A 19,485-nucleotide genomic window follows, 5' to 3' on the forward strand; every position below is an offset into this window, starting at 1 on the left:
TTGCAATATTCATACTGAGGCTCTTTGAACTACTTTGATTGGAAGTGAAATAGTACGCGGGAGCATATCATATCCTTCAATTCTCTGCTTAAGTGTATCAAGAGCCAGAATACCAAGATCATATGTTGGAATGCTGATAGTAGAAAGAGGAGGATTTGAGTATTTTGACATTTCTATATTTGAAATACCCATAACAGCTATTTGATCAGGAACTCTAATATTAATATCATATAACGCTCGTAATACTGCCATTGCCATTAAATCGCTTGATACCACTAGAGCTCTTGGAAGGAGATTGTTTTGATATAAGCGTTTTATTTCTTTCTGACATTCTTCCTCTTTCCAATGACAATTAATACAGGTAGATGGATTGACATTTAATCCATGTGAGTACATCGCACTTAAATAGCCTCTAAATCTCTTGCTGTCAGCAAGCTTAGATCCTTCTGAACAAGCTCCAAAAAATCCAATATTTGTATAGCCTTTTTCTACAAGTGTATCTACCGCAAGCGCTGCTGCGTGGTAATGATCATAAACGATGTTGTCGATATCTGTATGCGCGGTATCTATCCCCACTATGGAAGGTACCTGTTCTTTAATATATTTATAAATACTAGCACTAAGAGTATTCATCAGAATAATACCATTCAAAGGTAAAGAAAAAAACGAATCAAGAGATTTGGATTCTTCAAGTTCTTTTGAAGTAGCTATCATTGGTATTTGATAATTATTTTTCCTTGCGTGTTCTTCAATAGATGAAAGTATGCTCAGATAATAGGGATCACTATATTTATCCTTTTCGGTACTGATAACACATCCAATACGAATAATCTCATTAGAATTGTCATTTGACTTGGTTTCAGATGTTTTTCGGATGTTTTTTGCTGGAGATTTGTAGTTTAGTTGCGCAATTGCTTCCCAGACTTTCTCTTTAGTTTCATCTGTCATTCGACCTTTGGTATCATGATTTATGACTCTTGAAACTGTAGCAGTGGAAACACCTGCAGCCTTTGCAACATCTCTAATATTACTCATGTTTACCTCATTATCCCCTTTGATAATTTGTTTTACGGTTAACAAAATACTGTTACCTAGTCTTTAAGCTAAATTATAAATAAAAAGAATTATATTGTCAAACTATTGTTATCATGTGAAATAGTAGCTTTTTATCCATGCTATTTATTAAAACTTCAAGACATCACATCAGAAAAAACCATTCAAATATAATTTGCCCAAAAGTAAAATAGAGGTTTACACACAGGTAAACATATGATATACTTTAGTTAACAAGAAGGGTAACAATAAGTTAACACAACTACGAAAGAAGGGTAAAGGTATGAAACTTGCACTTATAGGGGCGGGACAAAGAGGCAGGATTTATGCTGATTATGCTTTTGATCATAAAAGAGCACAAATAGCCTATTTAGTTGAGCCGGATTTAGAAAGACGTCGCAGTGCGGTCGAGAAATATGGGCTGAGCGAAAAACAAATCTTTAGTGATCCCAAGGAATTCTATAAGCTTGGAAAAGTATGTGATGCTGTGATTATAGCCACAATGGATAGACAGCATTATGAACATACTATGGGAGCTTTAGAGCTTGGTTATGATATTTTATTGGAAAAACCTATTTCGCCCATTCTGCATGAATGTCTTGATATCAAAAACCTTGCATTGAAGAATAAATGTAAAATAATGGTATGTCACGTCCTTAGGTATACTGGTTTTTGGTCAACAATAAAAAGGATTGTTGAATCAAACGAATTAGGACGTATAATCGACATTCAACATAACGAGAATATTGGAAACTTTCATATTGCCCATTCATTTGTCCGAGGAAATTGGCGAAACAGTGATATTTCAAGTTCTTTGATAATGCAAAAATCTTGTCACGATATGGACTTATTAACATGGATTGCACAATGTAGTGCAAAAAGTGTCTCATCATTTGGAAATCTATCTTATTTCAAAGAAGAAAACGCACCCGAAAACAGCGCATATAGATGTGTAGATTGCAAAGTAAAAAACTGTAGATTTGACGCAAGAAAAGCGTATCTTCCAATTGCAGGTAACTGGCCAGCTACTGTTATAAGTACAGATCAGTCCCCAAAAGGGCTTATGAAAGCAATAAAGACAGGTCCATATGGAAGATGCGTATTCCATTGTGACAATAATGTATGTGACCATCAGGTTGCAATTTTTGAATTTGAAAATGGTATTCATGCATCATTTAATCTAAGCGGATTTACTAATAGAATGTGTCGTACTATTAAAATAATGTGTGAGGATGGAGAAATTCGTGGTGATGATGAAAAAAATGAAATAGAAATTATCAGGTTTACGTCAAATGGTATGCAAGCACCTTATATAAAGCGTATAACTCCGGAAATTATGGAAGGTTTTCATGGAGGAGGAGATTCAGGATTAATGGAACACTTTTTAGATATGTTAGAAGGTGAAGATGACGAAAACCTTTCTGCTATTGAAACTTCAATAGAGAGTCATTTAATGGCGCTGGCAGCAGAGAAATCCCGCATAGAGCACCGAACTGTAGAACTAAAAGAATTAAGATGACTGGGGTACATATATGGATGAAATCAGTTATAGCGCACTAATTAAAAGTCTTAATGTAATATCAATTCCTGAGTCTTTTGAAAAAGCATACACAAAATGGAATTATGAAGGACTTATAGTCACACAAGATCAAATGGCTGATATTCTTTCAAGATACAATCTTGAAACAAAAAAACTCAATACACTACAAAGCTATTTGCAAAGTGTTACCCAAAATAATCTGTGTGAATATTACGTAAAATTCCTATGTTGGGTCTTGTGTGAACAAAGATATGAATATTCTATAGATTCCAATACTGATTTCAATGTAAAAAACCTTGGAGATTTTGGAAAAGCTTTAAATTTTATTATTTGCCTTTCCTGCATGATTTATTCAGAAAAGGACTTGATAAGAAGAAATATTCCTAAGGATTTATATAAAGAAATACCTCATAGAATGCTTTCTTTACAAATGAAATCGTATAAAGAAACAGGAGAGTTAACCATATTTGATTTACCTTGGAGTATGAATTTCTATACACATTCTATTTATCTTTTTGATAGATTTTTATTCGTACCATGCAGATACGATGATGTTTATGAGTTTTATAGATGTAATGACGAAGTTACAGCAATTGTTAAAGGCAATTTAGAAGTTGATGATATGGGACAACTCATAAATGAAGAAGATGAAGATTTATCAGAGGAAACTAATGGGAAAGAAAATATGATTGAAACTTTACCCAAAGAAAAAAAGAATGGTCATTTCTATGGCAGATTCGGAAAAGATAGAAAAAAAGCGTTTATATCATTCTATGATGAAGACACAACACAAGTCAAAGGAAACAGACTTTCTCCATGCGGATTTATTACTAAAGACATCATTACATTAGACAAGAAAAACTGGAAGAAAATATTAAGAAAAAATGATTGGATGATTGGATTTCATATTCCAGAAGGTGAGGGATATACAAAAGAGCATGTGAGAATCTCAATGAAACTTGCATTAAATTTCTTTAGAAAATACTATCCTGAAATCCCATTTAAGGGTTTTTGGTCCGCAAGTTGGCTTTACGATGGACGATTGTCACTATTTCTAAAAAAAGAAAATCGTATTGTAGAAGTTCAACGACAGTTTTTTAACTACAGCGGAGGATGGAATGGTGAAATGGCATATATTGAACTTTATGGGGGAATTGATATATGTCTGGAAAATGCCAAAAAAGATACCTCGTTGCAAAGAAATGTAGCAGATTTTTTGGAAAAAGGCGGAAAATTATGCGAAACTGGGATGGTTTATTTTCCTGAAGAACTTGAAAAAAGCTACGATAATATGATTTACATCAAAAATAGTGATTTAGAAGAGCAGCAAAGGCTTTTTGAGAAAAATGGGTGGAGGAAATGCTTATGAAGAAAGAATTTAAAAAGCATTGGCAGCTATATTTAATGTGCCTTCCCATAATCATATATCTTATTATGTTTTGCTATATTCCATATGGCGGATTATGGATGGCATTTACAGATTATAACGTTGTAGATGGAATATTTGGCAGCAAATTTGTTGGACTTCAAAATATAAAGTATTTTTTTACAGGCGGAACCGGAATGGGACTAAAGGTTATAGCCAATACTCTTATAATAAATTTTTGGGGACTTATCATTGGAACAATTCTGCCTATAACAATTGCGATATGCTTTAATGACATTCATAACAAAGTTTTTAAAAAAATAACTCAGAGCGTTATGTTCTTTCCATACTTCCTGTCATGGGTAGTAGTCGGTGCAATAATATATGCATTTTTTTCAACCAGCACAGGAATAATCAATCAGTGGCTTTCTGAAATGGGAGAATCAACTGTCAGATGGTATGCCGAGCCCAAATACTGGAAACCTATTATCATAATTGCCGATGTTTGGAAATGGTGCGGATATAACTCTATCATATATATGGCAGCCCTATCAAACTTTGATGCAACTCTTTATGAAGCAGCTCAAGTAGATGGAGCTAACAGATTTAAACAGATTATTCATTTAACCCTTCCTCTTTTAAAACCAACCGTAATAATACTGACACTTATGTCTATTGGTCGAATCTTTTTTGGAGATTTCGGCATGATTTATGGTATTGTCGGAAACAATTCACTTCTATATGAAGAAGTGGCTGTAATAGATACCTATGTATACTCAGCAATGCGAACACTTGGTTTTTCTTATACTACAGCTATAGGTTTATTTCAGTCTATTATGGGGCTTATCCTAATTACAATCTCTAATCATTTTGCTAAAAAAATAAACGAAGGGGAGGGATTGTTCTAATGGTAAGAAAAAAGATAAAAATAAAAAAATCAAAAGCCGACAAAATAATGTCGTGTTTGGCATATCTGTTCATCGGATTTATAGCACTAGCCTGTTTTATTCCATTAATCATGGTAGTATCAGTATCTGTCTCCAATAATACTGAAGTCTTGCAGAAAGGATATTCTATCCTTCCAAGAGCATTTACTCTTGATACATATATCTACTTATTTGCACATAGCGGTGTCAGAATCCTAAGATCTTACATAGTTACTATATTTGTTACTGTTGTAGGATGTGTGACAGCAATGATAATTACTAGCATGTGTTCTTTTGCATTATCTATAAAAACACTAAAGTACAGAAATGTAATAGCTTATTTTTGTAATTTAACGATTATTTTTTCAGCAGGACTTATCCCTTGGTACTATGTATGTGTTAATTGGTATGGATTTTCTAATAATTTTAGAGCACTTATAGTTCCTCAGATAGTAAATGTTTTCAATATGTTTTTGCTTAGAACCTATTTTGAGCAGGTCCCTGTATCTTTATACGACTCAGCAAGAATAGATGGCGCAGGATATTTCAAGATCTGGATGAGTATTGCAGTTCCACTTACCAAAACCGGAATGATGACAGTTGGTATGATGTTTGCGCTTTCTTATTGGAATGATTGGTGGAATGCGCTTATGTTTGTAGACGACAGAGATTTTTTTCCTCTTCAGTACTATTTATATAATATTTTATCTAATGTTAATGCAATAAGTTCAGGAAGAATTCCGGCAGGAGCGGCTGCCAATATAGCATTACCTTCAGAAACAGTAAAGATGGCCGTGACTATAGTAACCATAGGCCCTATTATTTTTCTTTATCCATTTGTACAAAAGTATTTTGTAAATGGCATCATGACAGGTGCAGTAAAAGAATAACAAAAGCCATTTGTTAGATGACTATGTTAAAAGTAAAAGTTTTAGCATTAAAAGGTAAAGGAGACTTAAGTATGAGAAAAAAGATTTGTCTGGCACTAATAAGCACACTTACAGCAGCAATTATGCTATCTGGATGTGGTAAAGAAGATGCTTCTTCCTCTAAAGCCACTGGCAAAGGCACAGGAAAAGTAAAGATACTATATCCTGGTGAAGAAACTGACGAAATGGCAAATTTTGTCAAAAATGAGTTAAATCCAAAACTGAAACAGGATATCGGCGAGGAAGTTGAAATTGTCTATAAAGGTTGGGATCAATACTGGGAGCAGAAAGATATAATGCTGTCTGCTGGAAATGATATAGATTTGTATTGGGATGGTCTTGGCGATATAGGAATAATGGTAAATAAAAAACAGTGCCAGCCTCTCGATGAGCTTGTTGAAAAATATGGCAAAGATTTACAAAAGGTAATTCCAGAATCACAGATGGATGGAGGTAGAGTTGATGGAACTTTGTACGGAATTCCTTCAGCATATGCCCCTTCATCAGCTATGTATCAACTTGTATGCGTAAGACAGGATTTAATGGATGAAACAGGAATGAAAGATATTAAGACTCCTGATGATTTGGAAAGCTATGCCGAAAAGGTTGCAAAGCTTCATCCAGAATTTAACGGCCCTGCAGATGTTATTTACAAGCCATTAACAAGATATTTTCAAGATGAACAGCTTACCTGGTGTTCTGCCGGTGAATCCGTAGTCTTTGGTGAAGACACCAAAAAAGCTTATAGCTATTTTGAAAGTGATACCTTTAAAAAAGTTGCTGCATTCAACAGAAAAATGTACAAAAAAGGTTTGTATCATGACGAGTTAACTACAAATTATAACGAACGTGACTCTAGAATACAGCAGGGGACTTATGAATGGATTGAAGGCTCAATTGGCAAAGAAAATGAAATTATAAGCGCAGTCAGAACCAATGCTCCAAACGCTGTTTTAAAATCTTATATACTGGCTCCTGAAAAGAAAAAATACATCACAGCCTGTGGAGGAGAAGTTTTATGCGTTCCTTATTCAGCATCCAATCCGGAAGGTGCTATTAAGTTTATTAACTGGATTTATAAAAATGAAGACAACTACATGTTCGCAATTTATGGACCTGAAGGCGAAAACTACACTCTAAAGGATGGCAAAATAGAATTAAAAGATTCTGCATTTGGTGGATATTTTTACGAATGGATGTTTAGAAATAAGAATTATCAAAAATTTACAACCGACGTATCTGATGAATTTATAAAAGAGTATGAGAATTGGGATAACGATGCTGTTAAGTCTGCTGTTATGGCTTTCCACTTCGACAATGAAAAAGTCAAAAATGAACAGACTGCAATAGGCGAAGTCATTAACAATTATATGATGCCGATTCTATGCGGATATGTTGATTATGATGAAGCTTTTCCGTCAGCTTTGCAGAAACTAAAAGATGCAGGAATTGATAAATACTTGGAAGAAGTTCAGAAACAGCTTGATGAATATTTATCAGCCAAAAAGTGAGGCGAGGAGTAACCATGGGGTATGATATTTCGGAAATTGTAAAACATTTTGACATTGACGGGGAGTACATCTATAGCGAAAGTTATGGGTGCGGACACATAAATGATACTTATGCAGTTTATTTCAAAAGAAATGATAAACCTCCTGTCAGATATATTGTGCAAAGGATAAATACAGAAATATTCAATGAAGAAAAACTTATGCACAACATAGTACTTGTAACTGATTTTCTAAAAGAAAGGATTGCCGCCGAAGGCGGTGACCCTTTCAAAAATACACTTACAATTTTGAAAACAAAAGATGGAAAGTCATTTTATAAAACTTCTGAAGGTTCATGCTTTAGAGTGTATTTATTTATAGAGGATACTGTTACATACCAAAGTGCTTCAACAAAAGTTGTTTTGGAAAATGCCGGAAAAGCATTTGGTCATTTTCAAAAACAGTTGGCAGACTTTGATGCTTCAAAATTATATGAAGTAATTAAAGATTTCCACAATACCAAAAAACGTTTTGAAGATTTATTAAAATCTATCGAAAAAGATTCCGAAAACAGGGCAAAGTCTGCGCAAAAAGAAATAGAGTTTGCCCTAAAAAGAGAAAACTATTGCGATGAAATTATTTCAAAACTCGGAAGTAACGATATTCCTTTAAGAGTAACGCATAATGACACCAAACTTAACAACATTCTTATGGATCCTATAACAGGCGAAGGAATTTGCATTATTGATTTAGATACAGTTATGCCAGGTTCGTTATTGTACGATTTTGGTGATAGTAACAGATTTGGTGCAAATACCGCACTTGAAGATGAAACAGATTTGTCGAAAGTTTCATTTTCAATTGATATGTTTACTGCATATACAAAAGGTTTTCTCTCAGAAGTTTCGGACACCATTACAGAATGTGAGGCTAGTCTGTTACCTTTTTCATGTATTCTTATGACATTTGAAGTCGGAATAAGATTTCTTACCGATTATTTGGAAGGAGATACGTATTTTAAAGTGACGCATCCTCTTCATAACCTGGAACGAGCCAAAAATCAATTTAAGTTAGTAGAAGATATAGAATTTAAACTTGATGAGATGAAGAATATCGTATCAAATTTGAGAGGCTGAGATGAACAAATATGCATATGGCATAGATGTAGGCGGAACAGCGATTAAATATGGATTTTTTGATAATAATGGAGTGATGATCAGAAAATGGCAGACACCTACAAATGTTGAAGATAATGGGACATATATTTTAAACGAGATAAGTAATGAACTTTCCTTGGATATGAAGAAAAATAATGTAAAAAAAGATGAGATAGCAGGAGCAGGACTAGGAATACCTGGTCCTGTAAATAAAAATGGAATCGTTCAAGAGGCAGTTAATCTAGGCTGGAAGATGATAGATGCCCAAAATATACTTCAAAATCTAATAGGCATTAAAGTTAAAATATGTAATGATGCAAATGCTGCAAGTCTTGGAGAAAACTGGATGGGAGCTGGAAAAGGCTGCAAGGATATGATAATGGTAACTCTAGGAACAGGTATAGGAGGCGGAATCATATGTAATGGAAAAATCGTAAACGGCACCAAAGGATACGCTGGAGAGATTGGACACATACACATAAATGATTTTGAAACAGATAAATGTGGTTGTGGTAATACTGGATGTTTTGAACAATATGCAAGTGCAACAGGTCTTATGAAAATCTATCAAAAAGTCACCCATGAATATGGCATCAAAATGGACAATGCACAAAAGGAAAGTTGTGAAACTGTTTTTAAAAAAGCTTCAAGTGACGTATGTGCTCAAAAAGCTCTGGAAATATGGGGAGAATACCTTGGAAAAGGATTATCAATTATTGTTAATATATTAAATCCTGAATGTATCGTTATAGGAGGTGGTGTTTCAAAAGCCGGCAGTATTATTTTGGATTTATTAGAGCCGTCTTTTACTAAAAATGTCCTTATTGATTTGCATGACACATCAATAAAACTGGCAACACTAGGCAATGACGCAGGTATATATGGAGCTGCCAGAAATATATTGAAGGATAGAGAGGCATAATAAATGAAAATTTTTAAGACAAGAGATTATTATGATATGAGTAGAAAAGCTGCAAATATTATTTCTGCCCAAATCATATTAAAACCTGATTGTGTACTTGGTCTTGCAACAGGTTCTTCTCCACTTGGTACATACAAACAATTAGTAGAGTGGTATAAAAAAGAAGATTTGGATTTTTCAAAAGTATCAACAGTAAACCTTGATGAGTATCGCGGACTTAGCCCTCAAAACGAGCAAAGCTATTATTATTTCATGCATAAAAATCTATTTAGCCAGGTTAATATCAGAGAAAATGCCACTTTTGTTCCTGATGGAATGAATAATGATATAGAAAAGGCATGTAAAGATCATGAAGACATTATAAACAGACTAGGCGGAATAGATTTGCAACTTTTAGGACTGGGAGAAAATGGTCATATTGGATTTAATGAACCGGCAGACGAATTTATTAAAGATACACACTGCGTTCAACTCTCAAGAAGTACGATAGAAGCAAACTCAAGGTTTTTCGAAGATATTAAAGATGTTCCTACCCAGGCTATTACAATGGGTATAAGAACAATAATGCGAGCAGATAAGATTTTAATCATAGTAAATGGTTCTAAAAAAGCAAAGATAGTTAAAGAAGCTTTCTGGGGACCGGTAACTCCTAAAGTTCCTGCTTCAATTCTTCAGATTCATAAAGATGTCACTTTGGTCGCTGATGAAGCAGCGCTTTCACAGGCACCAATCTAAAAGATTCACTTTAATGCTAAAATTCCGCTAGGGTAGAACAGTTTAAAAAAGTTTTAAAAAAGATATCCAACCTAAAGACAGGAGTCCCAAAAATGATTATTAAAAATGCACTTGTTTTTACATTAAATAGAGGATTTGTCAAAGAAGATGTTTTCATAAAAGATAATGTGTTCACCAGTAAAATAAACTATATGAAAGAAACTGCTTTACCTCAAGATAATCTCGAAAACAAACCATCAAATAGTAGTGATGTTATAGATGGAGAAGGATGCTATCTTATTCCAGGCCTTGTAGACGTACATTTTCACGGGTGCATTGGATACGATTTTTCTGATGGAGAGCAGGAATCTTTGAAGAAAATCGGAAAATATGAAGTTGAAAATGGTATAACTTCAATCTGTCCGGCAACAATGACTTTGCCCGTGGATAAGCTTGAAAAAATATGCAAAAATGCATATGAATATTCCAAAAATAATGATAAAAATTTATCTAGATTATGCGGCATACACTTGGAAGGTCCTTTCATTTCAAAGGAAAAGAAGGGTGCACAAAATCCAGAATATATAACAAATCCTGATATCAAAGCAGTAGAAAGACTATATGAAGAATCATGTAGTCTTGTAAAACTTATAACTATTGCGCCTGAACTTCAAGGATCAATAGAGTTTATAAAAAGTCTTTCTGATAAAATTCACATATCAGTAGGACATACAACCTCAGATTATCAAACTGCTTCAAAAGCATTTAAACTTGGAGCTGACCATGTTACACACATGTATAACGCCATGCCTTGCTTACTTCATAGAGAAAGCGGCGTTATAGGGGCAGCATTTGATAATCCACATGTAATGACAGAAATAATCTGCGACGGTATTCATATTCAAGATACAGTCATCAGAATGACATTTTCAATGTTCGGCAAGGAAAGAATAATCCTTGTAAGTGATAGTATGATGGCTACAGGAATGAATGATGGAGAATATGAACTTGGAGGTCAGAAAGTATTCGTAAAAGGAAAGCTTGCCACCTTGAAAGATGGCGTAATAGCAGGATCAGCCACAAATCTTATGGATTGTATGAAAAAAGCAGTTTCCATGGGAATTTCACTTGAAGATTCTGTACGATGCGCTTCCTATAACCCAGCAAAATCAATAGGACTTGATAGTATAATAGGTAGCATAGAAAAAGGAAAACTAGCAGACTGTGTCCTTTTATCTATTTCGGATTTATCTATAAAGAAAGTAATTTTAAATGGCAAAATAGTAGATTAAATTCAGTTCAACTAATGTCGAATTCACCCCCTCGCAAACTATTCGAAAAATCAGCGTTTTGCGAATAGTTTGGGAGGGGTAATTAATACTACTGTTTTAAACATTATCTAGCAGTTCTTCTCTGCTATCATTACAAAAAGCTGTTTACACATTTTTGCATATAAACAGCTTTTCGTAATTGTGCATTTATTTTGATATACTCTTAGATTTCTCTAATTGTGTCTCCGGCGGAATTGTTTTTTCACGGTAATTAATAAATCTTTCAAATTGGATTCTAAGGAATGCTGCAATTGGTACAGATAAAAGCATTCCCAATAATCCACCTATTGCACCTCCAAATAATAAAGCCACTATTACAAGCGCTGGATGAACATCTACACTGTTACTAAGAAGTTTGGGATTAATGATATTTCCATCGATGGTCTGTAGAATAAATATAATCACTATACCGATAACCATCAATCTGAATTCGCCTTTTATAAGACAACTTAATATAGTCATTCCATAAGCAACGATAGGGCCTACATATGGAATAAGATTTCCGATTCCTGTTGCTACACCAATCAAAGCTGCATATGGAACTCCCAATAGTCCAAGGCCAATGCTAACCACTGCTGCCATAAATAATGCATCTGCAAACTGACCTCTTATGTATCCTGAAAAGCACTTATCAAGATCACAGCAGGCTATACTTAATACTTTATAGATTTTATCGCCAAATATCGCATGAAACGCCTTTTTCCAATAATCTGAAAGCTTCTTGGTATCTCCTAGAAAATATATGCAGAATATAATTGCAAAAAAGAAATTGATAACTGTATTTTTTATTACTGTAAAAGCACCTAGAATTCCAGTTCCTAATCCTCCAACAAGATTAGTTCCCTTACTACTGCCAAAACTACTCAAATAGCTAGATAAACTAGTAAATAATTCATTAAAAGAGGGAATTTCAAAGTTATAATTATGAAGTAATGCTCTAACTCCTTCATAAAAATTAATAGCCTGAACACCTATATCATGAATGATTCCCTCAAGTTCATCAGGTTTAACAAAGTGAATATTGGAAGTAAACGCTGATATAACCATTGATAATAATATAAAAATACTCAGGATTATAATGAAGAATGCATTGAAAATGGCAAGGCTTCGACATAATCCGCTTTTCTTTTTTAAAAATGGAATACGTAGAAAAATCTTGTCAAAGAAATTCACAACCGGAAATAGTAAATAAGTAAGAACCAAACCAAAAAGAAGCGGGGCTATAACATTTATTACCCAAATAAACGCATTTCCAAAACCATTAAAAATAGCACCACTTTGATCTAAAATAAGCATTACAGCATAACATAAAGCAACTGTTACAATAGAAATAGCTGATATTCTTGCATATTTCTTCTTCAGAAAAATTTTCATACATTCTCCTTTTGCAGCATAAATTATAGGTGTAAGGAACAAGAATTGTTTTTAACAAAAAACTATCCTCCATTTCAATATTACAGCTATAATACGCTGCTAGCAAGGAAAAACAAAAAAGGTGATCAGCCGTATAAACAGAATAAACTGTATCTTACAACTAATCACCTTAATATAATAAAAATCGGGGTGACAGGACTCGAACCTGCGACTTCCTGCTCCCAAAGCAGGCGCTCTAGCCAAACTGAGCCACACCCCGATTAAACATCAGCGCTTGTTGTATTGATTATATCTCGCGCGGACATTTATAGATTTTATAGTATAGTGTTTATTTTGTCAACACTTTTTTGAAAAAAATCCAAAAATATTTTCGTACTACCATTCCGATGCACTTTCAAAGGTTGTTTCTTTAAAATAGCAAATAACTATCTCTTCTTTTTACTTTTTAATAGCTTTTTGTTTTCATACATGTTTTGATCTGCTTTTGTAAATACCGAGACAACGTTTTCTTCATTGCTGAATTTAGCCATACCACAGGCAATTACTATTCCGCCGTTACATATTGCATCCTCATTGTGTTTTGAAATAAGTTCTACTAACTCATCACTTCTTGAATAATCTTCATCTTGTGATATAACCACAAATTCATCTCCGCCTACTCTATAAACAGGGCTTCTTTTAAATGTACTACATATTATCTTACATGCGGAACAAATACATTCATCTCCTGCTTTATGACCTAGGGTATCATTTATTTTCTTTAAATCGTTTACATCCAGAACAACAATGGCAAATTCCGGCTGGCGTCGCTCAATAATTCTTCGATTCATGAGTTGTTCTCGTTCCTGATACGCATTTTTGTTTTTGATACCTGTCAGTGCATCTATATGTGCAAGGTTTTGAACCTGTGCAAGTTTTTCCACATATTCTCTTTTGATGCTCATAGCATCTGTTACATCCTGACAAAGACCAAGCAGACATTCTCTGCCTGTATCATCCACAAACTTTAGTTTAGTAGTCTGAAATTGGCGTTTATTTCCCTTAGCATCCGGCACATCTTCATAAAAGATATATGGTTTATCCATGGAAAGAGCCTTTTTGTCATCTTCTATAAAATGAAGAGCTGTTGCCTCATCGAAAATTTCAAAATCAGTAAGTCCAGCAACATCTTCAGGTGTTTCTTTGTGCGCGTAATCCGCAAAGGCCTGATTACAAGCAAGATATTTTCTTGTAATAACGTCTTTAGAAAATGTCATTGCAGGCATATTTGTCAAGAGAGCTGAAACTGATTTCTTTAATTCTGCTATTTTTCTGCTGGCATCAGCTTCCTCTTTAAGTCTGACATTTTCTTTCTGTAACTTTGCGTATTCTCCAGACATCTTTTTTAAAGCCTTTCTATCATCACCAAAAGAGTTTCTTGCCTCGGCTGAAGATAAAATGGCTATCATAATAGCAGAAACGCCTGTAACAGAATTTACCGCTATCCGCCATGCAATAATCTGGATAATTTTTCCATCTGCTGTCCTGTCATCTACTATAACTCTTTTTCCATCCTTAGCGCATTGTAAAACCGCCTTCAAAGAACGACTACCTGGTCTATCTATAATGTTTTCTGTGTTAAATTCTTTTATTCCTACAACACTTGGGAAATTATCTTTTATATATTTTTTAAAGGTTATATTAGCCTTTACTACTGATAGTTTTGATTTGTCACATTCAATCATAACCATCGGCCAGGTATCAAAATAATCTGTAGATTGTTTTGTATCTGTGCTTGAAAGAGAAAGATTATATAAATTTACTTTTCCAAGCTGAGCATAATAATCTGATTCTTTTGGATTCTCGAATCCAATCTGGATTCCTTTTTTACTTCTTTCTATTATCTCTGTAAGAGAAATTGGTTTACAAAAATAATACCCTTGCAGCATAGTGCATCCTATATCTTTTAGGAAATCTGCCTGTTCTTTAGTTTCAACTCCTTCTGCAACGGTATCCATACCAAGTGACATCGCCATTCTGACTAGTTCTGTAAGTATTATCTTTGATTTTTCGCTCGTATCTATTTGTTGCACAAAAAGCATGTCGATTTTTATAAGGTCAAAAGGTATTTTTTGAAGAAGAATAGGTGAAGAATAACCACTTCCATAGTCATCCATCCACACAGAAAAGCCTAAATCTTTGAATCTTTTAATTTCCTGTAATATATAATCTACATCATCTGCTACAGCGCTTTCCGTAATCTCAATTACTAGCCTATCCCTTGAAATTCCAGATTGATCTACCCTTTTTCGTATGTCTTCGACAATATCACAAGTATAGAAATCGGATCTTGATAGATTAACTGAAATAGGAACTACGTATAGTCCGCTGTCCGACTGTTCTTTCATTTTCTTAAGCACGCACTCCACTACATATAAATCAAGTTTGTAAATAGTATTGGTTTCTTCAAGAGCTGGAATAAAGGTAGCAGGACTAATGAAGCCTTTTTCAGGATCTTCCCACCTTGAAAGGGCTTCTTCATGGCACACTTTTTGATTTGCAGTTCTAATAATTGGCTGATAATATGCTTTTATCCAGTTATTATTTATAGCCTTATCTATATTTTCTACCACATATTGCTTTTCTTCGATTGCAGTCATCATGCTTGATTCAAAAAGATATACTTTACTGGCAAAATCTTTTTTACCAACATCACACGCAATCTTAGCTCTATCACAAGCACCACTTATACTTATACTCTCATCATCATAGATATACATTCCGATATTTAGTGGAAGCCTTTTTTCACCTTCGACTTTGTTGCTAAACTCAATCAGTTTCGGAATTTGCTTTTTTGCAATTTCATTATCTATAAAAACGCAGAAATGGTCTGCGCTAAATCTGCTGCAATTCTCATGACTAAATAGTTCTATTATCTTTTCAGCAAAAGATTTTAAATATCTATCTCCTTCTTCAAGCCCGTATTTTTGGTTATAAACTTTCATTCCTTGAAAATTCATGAAAAGAATTGCTGGTTTTAAACCATTTTTACGCATTTCTTCGCAACCTTCTTTGGCTAGTTCAAAAAAATAGGTCATAGAAGGCAAACCCGTCAAATAATCATGACCGGTTTTGGTATAATAACTTCTTTCTATAAGCTTATTATTAAGTAAGTTTAAAAGAGAGTCTCTTCCTTTTTTTCCATCGTCTATGTATGGACCTTGGTCTGTATACCATACAATAGCAAGACGTACTCCATTTTCTTTTTCGATGTGTCTTCCATACGCATGGATAATTCTGTAGCCATCACCTTTTTTACTTCTGTAAACAGCATCGTAAAATCCACCCTCAGTTGCAAATTTATAGGCAGCATCTCCTATATCCGAAAGATCATCTGGGTGTGTATCACGATACATATTACTGTCCATAAGATTATATACTTCTTCTTTTGCCATATTATCAAAATTTAATAGTTCATAAAAACCTCTGGACAAAGCTACAGTTACTACTCTTCTATTAATAAATTGATATACTGCAAAAGGTATTGGACTTCTTTCTATGAAAGCTAATTCTTCATCACTATATCTATACTTTTCCAAGAAATTAACCCTCCTGCGCAACAATGATAAAATATGGACCTACTTTACTATATTGTATCATAAAATGATTTATTTTTTATCGATATTATGTCTTATGCCTATATAAAAAAATCGGAACATTACGGCAATGTTCATAAGACAGTAACGCAAAATGAGCATTGTCGCGGTAGATTGGCAAAAAAGAAGAAGTCTGAAAGGAACATACCTTCCAGACTTCCTTTTCTTATTAAAATAATGAGATGGTTTATGCTTTTACATCCACCTCGCCACCTATTAATTACTTAATCCTACTTAATGACGCTCCGCCTCTATACATTTCTGAGAAATCCTCTTCATCCCAGGTCTCATAATATTCAAGTATATCTGCATCACCTTCAGCAGTCTGATATGTATACTGTATTCCACCGGCAGACTCCGCCTTTATTTTATATTCGTCATCAGCATTTTTTTCAATTTCACTGATTTTATCAGAATGATCTAATGCGAAAGCACCATCTTTCATGTGACCATAGTTTACCTCTGCTTCTGTAAACTGCACATAATACTCAGGCTGCATGTCTTCTCCATCCATATATCCTACGGAAGCTGTCTGCCAGGTTCCAGGGATTGCAAGAGCCAGATCATCAGTACTCTCTTCTGTCTTTGATCCGCATCCCACAGTTCCTACGGTTAAAATTATTAACGTTGTCAACAATACTTTCTTCATATTCTTTTTCAAAACCCTTTCCTCTCCCTGGCCTTTTGGATCAGCTCCTCAGCTTCCTTAAATGCTCCAGGGAGATAGTCTGCCTGCCACTCCTTGCCCTCTTTTTCTTTACTAGGCGTTTGCGAAATGCCAGAAGCCGCGTAATTACGGCATTCTTTTTGCTACAAAATTAAACAACTCCTCACTGGTTCATGGCAAAATTGAGTTGTCGAAAAACAATCAACCATGCCCCAAAGAAAGGAGTTGTCACCTATATGATACCATATCATCAGTTGACTTTGGCCGATGTTTTTACAGAAACTCAAAAACTTTTTGAATCCGATAAACCTGAATTCCTGAAACTGCTCGAATCTTCCATATGATAATGCTCCTATGGAGAGATATTTTAATACTCTAAAAAATAATCTCATAAACCACCATTATTACCGCTCAGAGAAAGAACTCTATGAGGCTGTCGAAGAATTTGCGTATGTTGAATATTAATCATTCAAGACCGCATTCTTATAATAATTACAAAACACCTTTTGAGGCACGCTACGGGATGTCATAATCCTGTAGCAATTACTTAGACCAGATCGTTACAAAAACACTTGACCACAACACTGTTTCAATAGATAATAAGAATCACCTTACTGGAAACATATTCCATGCACCACATGACCATGAATCAGAAATAGATTTTGATACTTATATAGAGAATGATACTGCTAAATATTCATACACAATTAAATATACAAAATCTGATTTAGAAAACGAACCTAAACTGATTCTCAATCTTGGAAAAAATGAAATCTATGCAAGACATGGTTATATTTTTAAAGATGAAAACATTGAAAACTACTTTTTAGGACAAATTTGGTACGTACCTACAACATTCCCTGAAGATTTCGATGATAGCTGCTTTTCTGAAACTGAACGACAAAATCTAGAATTATTTAATGAATTATGTAAGTAATACTTATAAAAAATAAAGAATACATTACTAACAAGAGAGGACTTGAAATGAAAAAACAACTATTAATACTTACTATCACATCTTTACTATTAATTAGTGGATGTTCAAAACCACAATCAACAACTGACACCATGCCAAATACAACCTCCGAAAACTCTCAAGATTCTATTACTAATACAAATAACAATGAACATATTGAGAGTACAGAAACAACAGATTACTCTGATTATATAGGATTATGGTCCACAGATGGTTCACGAATAAAAGATAATGGCGCTGAATTTACTATAGAAATTCAAGCAAACAAAATAACTAATGCTTATCTTTTTACACAAACAAGCTCATATGATAGATTTGCTGAAATTGAAAATATAACTGGCACTATCGAAAATGGAACTTGCACATATAAATTCACTGATGATGGTTGGGGTAATAGCGGAACGCTTTTAATTCACTTAGAGAATAATACTATTACTATTGATGTAAAAGATTTTGTTATGTCGGATCAAAACGTAATTGGTTACGGAATTGATGGACATTATGATTTAATTAAAGTTCAAGAAAATGATTCACAAAATACCACCAGCAATACTAGCTTAAAAAAATATAATGAGAACTGGACTACTGAACAGATAATGGCTGAACTTGATAAACGAAAATCAAACAAGAATGCCACCTCATACTATTCTGTTTTCCTAAAATATATGGAAGAAGATCGTGAATGCACTGATATCTCTGTCGATTGCTATCCACTTTTTAATACAGATACTCAATATTATCACGCATCAGATTTCGAAAACCTTCCTCCTGTAATCATTCATTTAGCAAAAAACGAAATCTATGCCAGACATGGTTATATTTTTACTGATTCCGATTTAAACAATTTTTATCTCTCTCAACTATGGTATATTCCCGAAATCCAAGCAGCAGACTTTAATGATAACGAATTTAATGAATACGAAAAATACAATCTAGAACTTCTTTCCAAATTAGATACATATAAAAAAGGGGCTGTGAAAAAATGAGAAATATTTCATTATCAATATCATTTTGCGAAACAAGCTGTTGCGTAATTGGGAACAGCCTGTAAAACTGATGCATATATAAGAGATTTCGTGGAGAGAATGATTTTACATCCGGCAACTCTTTTTGATATTGTCAATATTACTTTACACTTATTACTCGTACATCCAGTTACCTGTTTTATTATGCAGCCATTGCCATTGAATCATAGTATCGCTTTCTCTTGACCATAGGAGGAAGACCATTATTGGAGGTACATATCCTCCTGTTATTCCAATAGCTGATAAAGTATCTCCAGCTTATTACCTTTAGTTCTTCAACAGTAAACTGAGTAGATTTAATATTTCTGGAGTAGAACAGTTCATCTTTCATCCTTGCCCACATACTTTCGCACCTGGCATTATCATGACATCTGCCACCA

14 protein-coding genes, 1 tRNA gene and 4 pseudogenes are annotated in these 19,485 nt (G+C 34.1%); 12 read left to right on the top strand and 7 right to left on the bottom strand.

The genetic code is table 11. The annotated features are described in order from the left end of the window. Positions 1–9: 9 nt before the first annotated feature. Entirely contained in the window at positions 10–1,035 is a 1,026-nt protein-coding gene (locus G634_RS0111080) for a LacI family DNA-binding transcriptional regulator (RefSeq protein WP_026505353.1), read from the bottom strand. Positions 1,036–1,336: 301 nt separating this feature from the next. On the opposite strand from G634_RS0111080, the gene G634_RS0111085 reads away from it, so the two are divergent. The 5 genes and pseudogenes from G634_RS0111085 to G634_RS0111105 form a co-directional block, all read left to right on the top strand. After that, positions 1,337–2,572, top strand: a complete 1,236-nt coding sequence (locus tag G634_RS0111085) for a Gfo/Idh/MocA family protein (protein WP_026505354.1) — start codon at positions 1,337–1,339, stop codon at positions 2,570–2,572. 13 nt (positions 2,573–2,585) lie between these two features. Next, a complete protein-coding gene (locus tag G634_RS0111090; protein WP_026505355.1) occupies positions 2,586–3,962 on the top strand; it encodes a hypothetical protein in 1,377 nt (458 codons plus the stop codon). Then, positions 3,959–4,867, top strand: a complete 909-nt coding sequence (locus tag G634_RS0111095; RefSeq protein ID WP_242826808.1) for an ABC transporter permease — start codon at positions 3,959–3,961, stop codon at positions 4,865–4,867. The genes G634_RS0111090 and G634_RS0111095 overlap by 4 nt, the downstream gene beginning before the upstream one ends. Further along, complete coding sequence (locus G634_RS0111100; RefSeq protein ID WP_035799751.1) at positions 4,867–5,775, top strand: carbohydrate ABC transporter permease; 909 nt, start codon at positions 4,867–4,869, stop codon at positions 5,773–5,775. The genes G634_RS0111095 and G634_RS0111100 overlap by 1 nt, the downstream gene beginning before the upstream one ends. 224 nt (positions 5,776–5,999) lie before the next feature. Next, positions 6,000–7,298 (top strand): annotated as a pseudogene (locus G634_RS0111105) (ABC transporter substrate-binding protein); the annotation flags it as partial. Here G634_RS0111105 and G634_RS22135 read toward each other — a convergent pair. Continuing rightward, positions 7,252–7,395: pseudogene (locus G634_RS22135) on the bottom strand (hypothetical protein); the annotation flags it as partial. The pseudogenes G634_RS0111105 and G634_RS22135 sit on opposite strands and share 47 nt — an antisense overlap. Between G634_RS22135 and G634_RS0111110 the strand changes: the two are divergent. The 4 genes from G634_RS0111110 (at position 7,340) to nagA (ending at position 11,389) form a co-directional block, all read left to right on the top strand. Continuing rightward, on the top strand, positions 7,340–8,440 hold the full coding sequence (locus G634_RS0111110; RefSeq protein ID WP_026505359.1) for a phosphotransferase enzyme family protein: 1,101 nt from the start codon (positions 7,340–7,342) through the stop codon (positions 8,438–8,440). The pseudogene G634_RS22135 and the gene G634_RS0111110 sit on opposite strands and share 56 nt — an antisense overlap. A gap of 1 nt (position 8,441) precedes the next feature. Next, entirely contained in the window at positions 8,442–9,383 is a 942-nt protein-coding gene (locus G634_RS0111115) for an ROK family protein (RefSeq protein ID WP_026505360.1), read from the top strand. Between the two features lie 3 nt (positions 9,384–9,386). Further along, positions 9,387–10,118, top strand: coding sequence for a glucosamine-6-phosphate deaminase (gene nagB / locus G634_RS0111120; protein WP_026505361.1), 732 nt, complete (start codon positions 9,387–9,389; stop codon positions 10,116–10,118). A gap of 92 nt (positions 10,119–10,210) precedes the next feature. Beyond that, positions 10,211–11,389 carry an N-acetylglucosamine-6-phosphate deacetylase gene (nagA, locus tag G634_RS0111125; protein ID WP_026505362.1) on the top strand — a complete coding sequence of 393 codons (1,179 nt, stop codon included), beginning with the start codon at positions 10,211–10,213 and terminating at the stop codon, positions 11,387–11,389. Positions 11,390–11,575: 186 nt separating this feature from the next. Here nagA and G634_RS18905 read toward each other — a convergent pair whose 3' ends face one another. The 4 genes from G634_RS18905 to G634_RS0111145 form a co-directional block, all read right to left on the bottom strand. After that, positions 11,576–12,802: an AI-2E family transporter gene (locus tag G634_RS18905; RefSeq protein WP_155830570.1), complete on the bottom strand. Its 1,227-nt coding sequence runs from the start codon at positions 12,800–12,802 to the stop codon at positions 11,576–11,578. Between the two features lie 184 nt (positions 12,803–12,986). Next, a tRNA-Pro gene (locus tag G634_RS0111135) sits at positions 12,987–13,061 on the bottom strand. 166 nt (positions 13,062–13,227) lie between these two features. Continuing rightward, positions 13,228–16,380, bottom strand: a complete 3,153-nt coding sequence (locus G634_RS20380) for an EAL domain-containing protein (RefSeq protein WP_026505363.1) — start codon at positions 16,378–16,380, stop codon at positions 13,228–13,230. A gap of 277 nt (positions 16,381–16,657) precedes the next feature. Further along, positions 16,658–17,098, bottom strand: coding sequence for a hypothetical protein (locus tag G634_RS0111145; RefSeq protein ID WP_026505364.1), 441 nt, complete (start codon positions 17,096–17,098; stop codon positions 16,658–16,660). A gap of 342 nt (positions 17,099–17,440) precedes the next feature. On the opposite strand from G634_RS0111145, the pseudogene G634_RS20845 reads away from it, so the two are divergent. The 3 genes and pseudogenes from G634_RS20845 to G634_RS0111155 form a co-directional block, all read left to right on the top strand. Then, a pseudogene (locus tag G634_RS20845) lies at positions 17,441–17,636 on the top strand (integrase core domain-containing protein); the annotation flags it as partial. Positions 17,637–17,810: 174 nt separating this feature from the next. Continuing rightward, positions 17,811–18,041, top strand: coding sequence for a YARHG domain-containing protein (locus tag G634_RS22140; RefSeq protein WP_442855640.1), 231 nt, complete (start codon positions 17,811–17,813; stop codon positions 18,039–18,041). Between the two features lie 47 nt (positions 18,042–18,088). Beyond that, positions 18,089–19,066 carry a YARHG domain-containing protein gene (locus G634_RS0111155; protein ID WP_026505365.1) on the top strand — a complete coding sequence of 326 codons (978 nt, stop codon included), beginning with the start codon at positions 18,089–18,091 and terminating at the stop codon, positions 19,064–19,066. A 181-nt stretch (positions 19,067–19,247) separates the two neighbouring features. Here the strand turns inward: G634_RS0111155 and G634_RS0111160 are convergent. Continuing rightward, positions 19,248–19,485 (bottom strand): annotated as a pseudogene (locus tag G634_RS0111160) (IS3 family transposase); the annotation flags it as partial.

The sequence above is a fragment of the Butyrivibrio sp. NC3005 genome (assembly GCF_000424545.1).
In the GTDB taxonomy this organism is placed as follows: domain Bacteria; phylum Bacillota; class Clostridia; order Lachnospirales; family Lachnospiraceae; genus Butyrivibrio.